At 47.5% G+C, this 12,180-nt stretch carries 9 protein-coding genes; all 9 read right to left on the reverse strand.

Features of this window, described 5'->3' with window-relative positions; genetic code table 11:
* Window positions 1-118: 118 nt before the first annotated feature.
* The 9 genes from KD145_RS21530 to KD145_RS21570 all read right to left on the reverse strand — a co-directional run bounded on the left by KD145_RS21530 (window position 119) and on the right by KD145_RS21570 (window position 12,177).
* Window positions 119-1,078, reverse strand: coding sequence for a YafY family protein (locus KD145_RS21530; protein ID WP_212001557.1), 960 nt, complete (start codon window positions 1,076-1,078; stop codon window positions 119-121).
* Between the two features lie 285 nt (window positions 1,079-1,363).
* Window positions 1,364-2,398 (reverse strand): cytochrome d ubiquinol oxidase subunit II, encoded by a 1,035-nt coding sequence (cydB, locus tag KD145_RS21535; RefSeq protein ID WP_212001558.1) that lies wholly within the window; start codon window positions 2,396-2,398, stop codon window positions 1,364-1,366.
* An 11-nt stretch (window positions 2,399-2,409) separates the two neighbouring features.
* A complete protein-coding gene (locus KD145_RS21540; protein WP_212001559.1) occupies window positions 2,410-3,798 on the reverse strand; it encodes a cytochrome ubiquinol oxidase subunit I in 1,389 nt (462 codons plus the stop codon).
* A gap of 253 nt (window positions 3,799-4,051) precedes the next feature.
* Window positions 4,052-7,444, reverse strand: coding sequence for an ATP-binding protein (locus tag KD145_RS21545; protein WP_212001560.1), 3,393 nt, complete (start codon window positions 7,442-7,444; stop codon window positions 4,052-4,054).
* On the reverse strand, window positions 7,422-8,018 hold the full coding sequence (locus KD145_RS21550; RefSeq protein WP_212001561.1) for a DUF4194 domain-containing protein: 597 nt from the start codon (window positions 8,016-8,018) through the stop codon (window positions 7,422-7,424). The genes KD145_RS21545 and KD145_RS21550 overlap by 23 nt, the downstream gene beginning before the upstream one ends.
* 8 nt (window positions 8,019-8,026) lie before the next feature.
* Entirely contained in the window at window positions 8,027-9,490 is a 1,464-nt protein-coding gene (locus KD145_RS21555; RefSeq protein ID WP_212001562.1) for a DUF3375 domain-containing protein, read from the reverse strand.
* Between the two features lie 51 nt (window positions 9,491-9,541).
* Window positions 9,542-10,450: a bestrophin family protein gene (locus KD145_RS21560; RefSeq protein WP_212001563.1), complete on the reverse strand. Its 909-nt coding sequence runs from the start codon at window positions 10,448-10,450 to the stop codon at window positions 9,542-9,544.
* 9 nt (window positions 10,451-10,459) lie between these two features.
* The gene (locus KD145_RS21565; RefSeq protein ID WP_212001564.1) at window positions 10,460-11,167 is read right to left on the reverse strand and encodes a LytTR family DNA-binding domain-containing protein; all 708 of its coding nucleotides are present in this window, start codon (window positions 11,165-11,167) and stop codon (window positions 10,460-10,462) included.
* Window positions 11,164-12,177, reverse strand: a complete 1,014-nt coding sequence (locus KD145_RS21570) for a sensor histidine kinase (RefSeq protein ID WP_212001565.1) — start codon at window positions 12,175-12,177, stop codon at window positions 11,164-11,166. Before KD145_RS21570 ends, KD145_RS21565 begins: the two co-directional genes overlap by 4 nt.
* Between the last annotated feature and the right edge of the window lie 3 nt (window positions 12,178-12,180).

A 12,180-nucleotide genomic window follows, 5' to 3' on the forward strand; every position in this document is an offset into this window, starting at 1 on the left:
CTTTGTTTTTTGATTACAATACAAAGCAACAAACAGAGTGTGACAACCCTATGTCAGGAGGGGGGTAAATATATTGAATATTAATTTTTAAGTGTGTAAGTGATTAATTATAAGTTTATTACAGATAATGATCCTTTAGTTCTGTTACCAGTTCGCGTATGGAGGTTTTGAGAGACTCCGGCTCCAGCACGTTCACAGTATTACCATACGTGACCAGCCAGCGACTGAAGTACTCGAAATTGTACATGAGGAAAGTCAGTTCCACTTTATCGCCTTGGTCGACTTCCTTCATGAGGCCAAAATAAAACAACTGCTGGCGCATGTAACGTATCATCTCCTTATCCACTTCTATTCTTACCAGTAGTGTTTTTTCGGGTGCATTGCTTCGTTTCTGTTCCAGGTATTGGTGGAGCGATGGGTGTTTGTCTTTTTTGAAATAGGATGAAGTGAGGCTTAACTTGCGGATACGGTCTACCCGGAAATCCCGGTACCCCTGCCGAAGCCGGCACCAGGCGATCAGGTGCCAGTTAAGGTTGTCATGGAAGATCCCAATAGGTTCCGCTTCGCGGCGGGTGTTCACTTCTTCCCCCAGGGAAAAATATTCCATGCTGATAATCTGCTGATGGCCAAGCGCTTGCTGGATATCTGAAAGAAATCGGTTCGGGAAGCTGTCTTCTGAGATGGGCGGGCTGTTACGGATAACGGCAATATTTTCTTCCAGTGATTCCAGATAATCCTTTTCGGAGCCCCGCAGCACAGACCGGATCTTTTCCATGGCAAAGCCAAACTGCTTGCGGTTGGAATGGTCACTGAACTGTTCCATCAGTTTTTCACCGGTCAGCAGGGCGGCAGCCTCCTCCTTGGAGAACATTACAGGGGGAAGATGGTACCCATCTACAATATAATAACCGGTGCCGGCCTCTGCGCCAATAGGCACACCGGCTTCCTGCAATGCTTTCACATCGCGGTAAACCGTTCGGAGGCTGATATTAAAGCGTTCGGATATCTCCGCTGCTTTTACAATCTTTTTGCCTTGCAACTGGATCAGGATGGCGGTAAGTCTGTCGATGCGGTTCATGGAATAGCCTGGTTAAGACCGCTAATTTCGGTCGCCTAAAATTATTTTTCATTTTTTTTTATCCTCCATTAAACTTTGAGAAGATTCAACTGTCTTTAATATGTAACAAATCTCCGAAAACAATTAAGTGGTTGATAATGAGTGTGAGATAGAATTTTTGGAGATCAACAAACACGATGCTACAGTACAGAATATAGGTTAAATGGTAAGCCCCTGTAATTTCTTACGGGGGCCTTTTTTTTCCCGTTCATCAGGAGCATCAGTAAAATCACATAAATCAGGGGTCTAATAGCTCATATCTGTCAACTTCACCTTACCTCTGAAAGTCCAGAAAACAAAAATACTGTAACCAATTACCAGCGGAGTACCGATGGCAGCTATCAGCAACATTATTTTCAATGATTTTGTGGAAGAGGCAGCATCATAGATGCTGATACTATTAGCGGGGTCTGTGGTAGAGAGCACAATATTGGGATACAGTCCCACCGCAAAGAGGATCAGCAGACAAGAAGTAATAATACAGGAGTAGAAAAAGGCGGTGAAATATTTCCTGGAATCAATATTCCGTTTGATGTTGAGCAGGGTAAACACCGCTACCATCGGGAGAATAAACAGCTGCGGATGGTCCTTGAACTGATGCGTCATATGTGGAATATAAATCAGTGTAGCCATCGAGGTTAATATGAAACAGAGAATGAAAAACTTACTGCAGTTATTCACCAGGACTGTGAGCTTGGCATAGAGCCGGTTTTCGGTTTTCATCACGAGGTAAATGGCACCGTGTAACATAAACAGCGACAAGGTGGTGAAAGCGATGAGAATAGCGTAGGGATTGAAGAATGTCAGCAGGTTGCCGGTAAATTCATGCTGACTATTGAGCGGCAGCCCATGAATAAGGTTACCCAATACCAGCCCCAGCAACAACGTGATGGCAGTACTGGAAACAGTATAAGAGATATCCCACATTTTACGCCACCAGGTCCAGGGTTCCTTGCTCCGGAATTCTATAGAGATAGCTCTGAAAATCAGCGCCACCAGAAACAACATAAAAGGGACGTAAAAGGTCGAAAGGATCACTCCGTAAACGAGCGGAAAGCCGGCAAACAACGCTCCCCCGGCGATGACCAGCCATACTTCGTTGCCATCCCATACCGGCCCGATTGCATTCAGCACCAGACGGCGGCTTTCTTCCTTGTTAAAGAACAGGTGTAAAGATCCGGCACCGAGGTCAAAACCATCCAGTACACCATAACCGGTGATCAGTCCGCCGATCACTAAAAACCACCAGGTGGGAAGGTCCAGTCCGAGTATTGTTTCCATACAACAGTATTTTAAGCAGGGAGATTTTCGAGATTATTGGGATAGTACTGGTCGTGGTCATCATCACGTTTGCTACCGCTGATATCCGGCCCATGCTGTATTTTACGGTTCAACAGGTAGAGGAACAACGCAAACAGCAACACATATACTAATGTAAAGAGGATAAGGGAGAACATAACCTGATCGGCAGTGACCTTTCTGGAAAGAGCATCGGAGGTGCGTAACAGTTTATATACTACCCAGGGCTGGCGGCCTACTTCAGCAGCATACCATCCCATCTGATTAGCAATTTGCGGAAGTAATACAGCCCATGTGAAGATGATCATCAGCCATCGTTGTTCAAACAGTTTCTTTTTCCAGAGTAATAACAGTGCCAGCAACGTAAGCCCTATCAGTGTTACGCCGATAGAGATCATGATGTGATAGGTCTGGAATACGAAGTTGACAGCGCCGGGCCTGTCCTGTGGCGGAGTAGCCCGCAATCCTTCCACCGGGGCGCTAAAGCTGCCATGGGTCAGGAAAGAAAGACCGCCCGGAATTTTGATACCAGTAGTGGTTTCGGTTTTATTATTGACCCAGCCGACGATATACATATCTGCTACGGAAAGGCTGTCGTAGTGCCCTTCCATGGCGGCCAGTTTGGCTGGCTGATATTTACTGACATAATGTGCAGAGCGATGGCCGGTGAAAAGCTGCATCAGCGCGGCTATCACCGCTACAGATAAGCCCACTTTGAACATAGCCTGTGCATGTGCTTCAAAACGTTTTTTTAGGATATACCAGGCGGCAACGCTCATCACCAGGAAAGATCCCGCCAGAAAGGAGCCGATGATCACATGGGCATAACGGTCTATGCTGGAAGGATTATACACCATCTCCCAGAAATCAGTCACTACAGCGCGCGCACCGAGCGCATGTCCTTCTATGCGGTAACCGGCAGGGGTTTGTTGCCAGGAGTTGGCAATCACGATCCATAATGCAGACAAGGCTGAGCCTATCGCTACCATGATAGTGGAAAAATAATGTACAGCTTTATGCACGCGGTCCCATCCAAACAACAGCACTCCCAGGAAGGCGGACTCCATCGCAAAAGCAAAAATCCCTTCCGCTGCCAGCGCGCTTCCGAAGATATCCCCTACATAATGTGAATAGGTAGCCCAGTTGGTGCCAAACTCAAATTCCATGACAATACCAGTGGCCACACCTATGCCAAATATCAGGGCGAATATCTTAATCCAGAATTTGGTGATTTCCTTATACAATAACTTCCCCGTTTTCAGGTAAAGACCTTCCATTATCACCAAACACAAGCCCAGTCCGATACTCAGCGGAGGATAGATGTAATGGAATGCTATTGTAAAAGCAAATTGTATTCTGGATAGTATTTCAACGGAAGGCATAATCTTTAATTATTGATACAAAGTTAGGAGCTCCTCCAATCTGACAACCTGATAAATATCATGAAGTGATGATTCTTTTGATGCTCCTGATGAGCGGAGACATAAGCGAAGATTTAGCCATGCTTATATGAAGATAAAATAATTAATTTGTATGAAAAGAGAAAGCCCCCATTGATATTTTTAAATCAATGGGGGCTTTCTCTTTTATCTTCGCTTAAGTCTTCGCTCATCAGGAGCATCAAAACTATCAGAATTAATCAGCGGTTGCGGTTGTGATTGCGAAGTCTTTCTTCTTCTCTCTATATTCCTCCATGGTGAAGTTGTACACTACAGAGTCGCGTTTGTTTTTATTGGCAACAAAGTGACAGGCGTGAATATAAGGTTCAGCGATGTTGAGTTTGTCGAGTGGTGTTACTACCAGCAGCTGCAGGTTGAGCTGGCCGCAGTATTCCATGAGGTAATGGCTTTTTTCCGGGTCCAGTTTACTGAAGGCTTCGTCTACTGTGATGAAGCGCAGGCTGCGGTGCTGGCGGTTGGCTTCATTGATACCAAACTGGTACGCGATGGCAGCACCCAGGATGGTGTAGGTGAACTGGGCCTTTTCTCCACCGGAGAGGCTGGCCGTGTCTTCGTAGTATTTGAAGGCCTTATTGTCTGCGATGTAGTACTCTTTGGCACCGAAGTCGAGCCAGTTACGGACGTCTGTTACTTTACGGCGCCATGCCTCATTTTGCTGTAATTCGGTGATGAGTACTTTGATGTTTTCGAAGAGTTGTTCGCCGTATACCTGATCTTTTTCGAGATGGTATTTAAAGGAGTCCGGCACGGCATTGCTCAGTTTTTCCTTGAAGTTTCTGATCTCTACGTCTTTCACATGACGGCATTCCAGCTGGAGATAAGTATCCGGATTTTTGTTGAAGGTGATGTTACGGAGTGGTTCGTTGAGATCGTCCATCACTTCACGGATGAGGTCTTCCTGGCCGTATATCCATGCACGGTAGTTGGTGATGGCGTTGAGCATACTGGTGTCCATGTATTTACGGAAACGTTCTTTATGCTCTATGAGGCGCTGGTACTTGATGTTTTCGTACAGCGATGTAAATTCTTCGAGGTATTTCACATGCGGCTGCAGGTCGCTGACATCACCGAGCCATTCGGGATAGGCGTCGTGGATGGCTTTTGAAGGCATCACGAAAGCAGACAGCTGCCGGGTGATTTCGGCTTCTTTTTCTGCGGCCTGGCGCATGGCATCGTGCAGGGTAGCTTTCAGGTTGTCATCGGCCCGTTTGCGGTAGGCTGCCAGTTCTGCGGTGGTTTCGGCCGGTTCGGTGAGTGACAGGTCCGACAGGTATTCCAGCACATATTGCAGGGATATGTCGTCGAGCTTGTTTACTTTGAGCTGATTGAAGTGACGCAGTTTTTCTGCGGCTTTATCATCGATGCGGCCTTTTTCCTGCAGGGCTCTTTCCTTTTCTTTCTCTTTTTCCTGGATGTGGGCGATGGATTCATCGAGTTGATCACATATTACCTGGTATTTGTCGCTGGTTTTGAGCAGCTGTGCTTTTTCGCGGGTAAAGGATTCGATGACGCCGGCATGTGTTTGCCAGTTGATTTCGCTGTAGTTGCGGAGCGACAGGAAGGCATTCATCAGCGTATTGGCGGTAGAGATGGCCTTACGGCTATCTTCCAGCTGTGAGATGCTGTGCTGTAATGATTCGATGTTGCTGTTGCACTCATCCTGTTCTGCTTTCAGGAGCCGCAGTTTGTTTTTGTTGTTCCAACCCAGTACATAACTGTTTTGCTGGGAACGGTTAGGGCGGTCATCTTTTTCGTGGCGTGTAGCCTGTCGCGTTAGTCCGTTGGAAGTAACGGCTTTGCGCGATTTGTTGAAGACGGCCATATCATCTGTGCAGGTGTAATCAAACTGGTCCAGCAGCTGGTTTTCCAGCCATTCCTTGAAGATGGTGCCGGGTTTGATTTCTATTTTCTGCAGGAGGCTTGTTTTTTCTGTGGGCATCCTCAGCATGGTATAACTCTCGTCTTCCACCTTATGATAAACCAGGCGGGTTTGCAGGTTATTGGAGTTGATATACCGGTTGATGTCCATGATATACTCTTCAGGAACGAGGAGACGCAAACCGAAGTTGTGCAACACTTTCTCGATGGCGTTTTCCCAGTGGCTTTCACTGTCTTTTACCCTGATCAGTTCACCGGCAAAAGGCAGGTCATCTTCCTGTACATCGAGCATATCAGCCAGCTGCTGGCGGATACGGACGAGTTCATAAGGAATGTTGCTTTTACGGTTGAGGAAGGAGTCGATTTCTTCTTCCAGCCGGGTAGCCTGTGTTCTTTCGGCGGTGAGGCTGCTTTTGTAGTGAAACATTTCCTCCTGGAGGGTTTCCAGCTGTTTGTCGTGGGCACCTTTGAGTACCTCGGCACCGTAGATATTTTCATGGAACTGCTGTTCGTCCGGATTGGGGGCGAGTTCCAGCTTGTCGGCCAGCATGTTGTACTCTTCCATCTTGTTACGTTTGGCTTCGAGGGCCTTTTGTTCGTAGTGGATGGATTTTTCGATGGAACGTAGTTGTTCGTCCACGCTGTTGTTGGCCTTCTGGGCTATAAGCTCATCTTTGCGGAGGTTGAGCGTTTGCAGGTGTTCGTTGATGCCGGTGAGGATGCTCGCGGTTTTCGTTTGTACTTTCTGCAGTTGTTCCAGCTCATTTTCCAGGATATCTTTTTCCTGTTTGTTGAACCAGGCAGGCAGCAGGTCCTGGAGCATCTGCAGCTCGCGGTTTCTGTCCTGTAGCTCCTGCCAGGCGGTTTTATTGGAGATGATGGGCTCCAGCATTTTCAGCTGGGTTTCATCTTTCTGGATGGCGCGGTGGCTGGACAGCAGGCTGTCGTAGTTTTCGCGCAGTTTGAGGAATTCGCCTTCCGCATCTGTTTCTTCCAGCATCTGGCTACGGATGAAGGTGTTGAGGTCTCCCAGTACTTTGATACCGACGGTCTGGTTAAAAAGTGAAAGGGCTTTTTCACTTCTGAGGCCAAAGATGTTACTGAAGAGAGAGGCGTATTCCTTGAAGCTGTCGGTGATTTCCGTTTTCGGATATTCGAGGCGGAGCTTCTTTTTCCAGTCTCCTTTCATATCAAACCTGCCACTGCCGAAGTGGTCGTTGATATTGAGTTTATGAGGAGATACGATGAATTGTCTTTTTAATTCTCCCGAATACCATCTTACCTGCGCCAGGGTGATCTGGTGCATGGTGGCAGCATTATAGAAATAGGCCAGCAGCACGGAATACGGGTTGCTGTCTTTATTACGGAGCTGCTCTGTTTTGGACTGCAGGGAGTCTTCGGAAAATGTTTTCCCGTAATATCCCCAGAAGTAGGATTCTTCTCCACGGTCTTTACGTTGGTCGGTACCGGAAGACTGGTTATAGAAACGTTTACCGGCTGGCACGAGGAGTGTCAGCAGGGCGTCGATGAGCGTTGTTTTACCGCTACCGTTGGCACCGGTGAGCAGAGAAGTCTGGCCATTGGTGTTGAGACGGTATATTTTATTATGAAACGTGCCCCAGTTGTATATTTCAAGATACTGCAACCGGAAACCGCTTTCTTTGGAATCACTGTTGAACAGGGTTGACATGCAATTTTAATTTTGATTTTATTTCTTCCAGTTTTTCGTTGTTGACCAAAGCTTTGATCACTCTTTTCACTTCATACTGATGCAGTTCCTTATTGGCTGCATCTTCCCGGGTAGCCTTCAGGATGCCTATGTTGAGCAGGCTGATGATAGGCTTGTTGAGATCTTTCAGCAGTTTGGATTTATTGTTACGTTCCTTGAAGAATAAGGTGAGTCTTTCCTTGATTTCTTTTTGTGTCATGAACAACCGGGTGCCATTGCCCTGGATATCAAATTCATCGAGGGCTTCACGCAGCACGATGCAGAGCAGGGTGGCTTCGTAGGTGAGCCTGGTTTTGCGCATGAGTCGTGGCAGCGGTTTATCGCCGGAGCTGTCGTCTGCTTCCGGTTGCAGGATGCGGGCGAAACCATCGCTTTCGTTGATGATGAGTTGGAGTCCTACCTGGTTGAGATATTTGCTGAGCTCTGTCTGCCAGCCCAGGAGGTCTTTCCAGTAAGCTTTGTCTTCTTCATACACAGGCCCCTGCATAAGTTTGAGGAACACGTGTGCAAAGGGAGAAATATTGTTATTGGCCATACTTCGTTTTAGTTTTGTGAGTTAGTAAACAGTACCATCGGCATGTTAATGATACGTTCGCCCAGAGATACCGGATCAGGCGTTTCCAGTATAATGTGGCTGGATGACTGGCTGGCGATGGAGAAATAGGTGATGAGCTCTGTGAGTCCTTTTTCTGCGCCATAGATATCTACCAGTTCCTTCAAACTAACCTGTTTTTTGTTTTGCAGTTGGGTATTGATACGATCTTCCAGTAAGGTACGATCGATATTGAAATGATTGAACAGTGCATCGAGATCGGATGCAGAGAAGTCGTCGCCACCAAGTCCGTCGGGGAACTCCACGTCGGGGTGAGTTTTTTTGTCTTCGGCCATCTCCCAGCGGTCCAGCATATCTATTTCCGGATCGCTTTCTATTTCGATATAAAACTCTTCTCCGGGAATATTGTCGAGTGTCTGGAAAGCCAGTTGCCGTATATCGTTGATCAGCTCCATGGCTTTGCGGTGGTCGGTGAGATTTTTTTCACTGAGCACACGGCTGAGCTTATCGCTGAGTTTTTTGTTGGCGTCGATTACTTTTTTGCCGGAGGCATGGAGAAACTGTTTGAGTTTTTTAAGGAAGCGGTCGTTTTTGTATTCGATGTTCCGGTCTTCCAGGAGCGCATAGAGCTGTTCTATGAGCGTCCTCATTTCCTCCTGTTTGTTTTCATCCATGAGGAACTGCCAGAAGGAGTAGAAACTTTTGCCCTGGTCTTTCTGGCGGAGTGCTTCAAAAGAATCGAGGGTATAGGCCAGGAGGGTGCCTTTGGCGATATCCCGTTCGCTTTGTTTGCGGTAAATTTCCTGGGTGATCTGTTCGAAGTTCTGTTCTACTTCCTTAAAATCGCTCAGGAGTTCGCGGGACATGCGGTTTACGTCGTAACATCTTTCTTTGATCTGCGTATCGTCGAACACCTGTACCCTGCCACTGAGGGTGATGCTTTTTATTTCCTGCTCTATCTCGAACTTTTTTCTTTCCAGCTCCTGGATACGCTGTTTAGGGTCTTTGTTACTCTGGTCTACCAGTTCCTTCAGTTTGGAGAAGATGTCTTTAAAGCGGCTTTCTGTGCCTACAAATTCTCTTTTCTGAAGGGTAGACACCCAGTGCATCACTTTTTCCATGTCGCTGCTCAGCTCATGGATATCATTGCCATCGTCGTCGGGGTACTTCCGGAGGAAGCCCTTGTTACTCCATTGTTCTATGTATTTCCGGGCCCTTTCGTCTTCGTTGTCGAGCAGGCCGGTAGCGTCTATTTCATCATCTGTGGCCCGGTAGCCGGTGATCACCAGGTAGTCCGACAGACGGGTTACCAGTTCCACATTGGGAACGGTAGTATGGTTTTTCTCCTTGAATGTTTGGTGAAAAAATGACAACATCATTGGCGCGCTACGTGCCCGGAGTATCTTTAGTGTGACTGACTGGGCATATAGATTACATAATTGATCATAAGTCATGCGGTAAAAATAAGGAATTACGGATTATGAATGGCAAATCCGGGGCGGGGTTTACATAATATAAAGCCCGTCTGCCTTTGTTTTTACCGGCTGGGGTATGGGTTCGTCGCCCATCAGCTCTATGAGATTGATTTCTATGGTGCGGGAGATGCTGTCCAGCGGGGTTCCCAGCGGGTGGTAGTCGAAAGGGTTCATGAGGGAGATGCCGTTCAAATGGGTGACATGGAACACGAACCCGAATACCCAGCCGAAGAGGATGGACCAGGCGCCAATGGCTTCTGTCATCATCAGGGTGTTCATGATAACGTAGAACCAGATGAAGAGGCGGGTAAAATACACGTAGCTGGGAGGAAATACCGTGTTTTTGATACGTTCGGATTTGCCCATTTGATCGCAGTGTTTTACCAGGAGCTCGTTGAGTTCCAGGAAGGCGAAGCCGTCGATGGCGGCGCTGTGGCGGAGTTGTTGAAGGTCTTTGGACTGGAGGTTGAGGATAGCGTTGGGTATGTTCTGTTGATTTTGTACGTAGTCTATTTCTTCTTTGGTGAGGTAGCGGGTATAATATTCATCGGGGAGTTTGCGGAGGGATGTTTTCAGGGCGTAGACAAAAGAGAGGTGGCGGTAGATCATGTGGCGGACAAAGGCGTGAAGCTCCGGATCATCTTTGGTATTGGCGTAATAGAGGAGGCTTCTGGCCCAGGAGCGGGAGTCGTTGACCAGGGCACCCCAGATCGTGCGGGCCTCCCACCAGCGGTCGTATGCCTGATTGTTGTTGAAACCGATAAAAAAGGCGATGGCGGTACCCAGTACGGCCGATACGGCCACGGGGATGGCTATATGAGCCGATAGCCAGTAAGTGTCCAGGAAATAAACAACGGTGCAGCAAAGGAGTAGCATGATGTCTACCTTCCAGGTGAAGGTAAAGATCTGGGTAGGTGTGAGACGGTGTTTCAGCAGCATATATCGGATTTATTTCTTCAGTAATTTGTCCTTTAAAATGGTATTCATGACACTGTCTTTTAATCCTCTGGAAACGGGTACAGCAGCGCCGCCCATGTCGATCATGTTCCCTTCTATGCTGGTAATTTTCCGGGTGTTGATGATGTACGACTTATGGGTCTGAACAAATTCCGGACCGGTTACGTTTTCCGCCACTGCTTTCAGGGTAGCATGTGTCAGATAGCGGCCGGTGGTCGTATGGATATATACGTAGTTTTCCATGGCTTCGATGTAGATGATATCTTCGAGCATGATCCGTACCAGTTTTTCCCCGGTTTTGATGTAGATGTCCCTTTCTATGGTGATGGCGGGTGTGGGTGGTTTAAATATTTCCCTGGCTCTGTTGGCTGCTTTCAGGAATCTCTCGAAGGAGATGGGTTTCATCAGATAATCGATGGCATCCAGCTCGAAGCCTTTGAGGGCGTACTGTTCGTAGGCGGTGGTAAAAATGACCTTGGGTGGCTGGGAGAGGCTTTCCAGGAGTTCTACACCGTTGATATAAGGCATTTCAATATCGAGGAATAGCAGATCTACCGGTTGGCGCCGGAGGAGATTGTTGAGTGACAGGGCATCTTCGCAGATGCCGGCGAGGGAAAGGAAATCGATTTTTTCCACATATCCGGCCAATCCTTTTCTTGCTACAGGCTCGTCGTCAGTGATGATACAGCTGATCTTCATAAGGCTATTTTTAAATCTGCCGAATAGTTATGCTGGCAGGCATTGATATCGAGCGCATGTTTGCCGGGATAGAGGAGGGCAAGGCGTCGCCGGAGGTTTTCGAGGCCTATCCCACCTTTGCGGTGTTTGACTGCTATCTGGGGTACGGCATTGCTTACATGAAATACGAGCCATCCGTTTTGCAGGCAGGCTGAAATATTGATCCAGTAGTCGCCACCAGCGTATTTGAAAGCGTTTTCTACCAATGGTAATAACAGTAACGGATAAACGTTTTGTTTGTTCAGCTGTTCATCAATTTTAACCTGCAGCTGGAGGTGGTCGTTCATACGGCTTTTCTGCAGATCGATATAGGACTGCATGTATTGCAGCTCCGCTCCTACCGTAACGGTCTGTTGATGATCGTACAGTTGGTAGCGGAGCAGTTCAGACAGTTTTTCGACAGTATGTTTGGCCGTGCCTACGCTTTCGTCCATCTGAAAATAAACGGTATTGAGTGCATTAAACAGGAAGTGCGGATGGAACTGGGCTTTGAGGAAACGCAGTTCTGTCTGCAGTTGGTCGTTGCTGATTTTCTCGAGCAGCAGCTGCTGTTCATAGCTCTTTTTCATGGAGGCATTGGCACGCTTGATCACGTAATACAGCAGGTAAAACAAGGTGGGAATCAGCGTGAAGTTGATCACATCATATAATTCGCAACCCCGCTTACCTGTAAAATGCTGGACAGGCAGGATAAAACCATCGGTCATCGCGATGATCACCCCTGCCACTACCAGGTATTCCTTTATGGCGGAAGGAGGTTTGGGTTGTTGTTGATATTTCCGGAGGAGGGAGTTCAGCACATAGGTATATACATATCCTGTTGTCAGCAGCAGACATTCTATAGTGGTCTCTTCCCAGCTTCTTTCCCAGAAGCGGAAGCCGGTAAGGACCGCATTTATCAGCCGCATGCTGGCGGCGATGATGAAAGTATATAAGAGAGGGAAAATGTATTTGCGCCAGAACTGTTCCATCAG

Source organism: Chitinophaga sp. HK235, from assembly GCF_018255755.1.
Taxonomy (GTDB): domain Bacteria; phylum Bacteroidota; class Bacteroidia; order Chitinophagales; family Chitinophagaceae; genus Chitinophaga.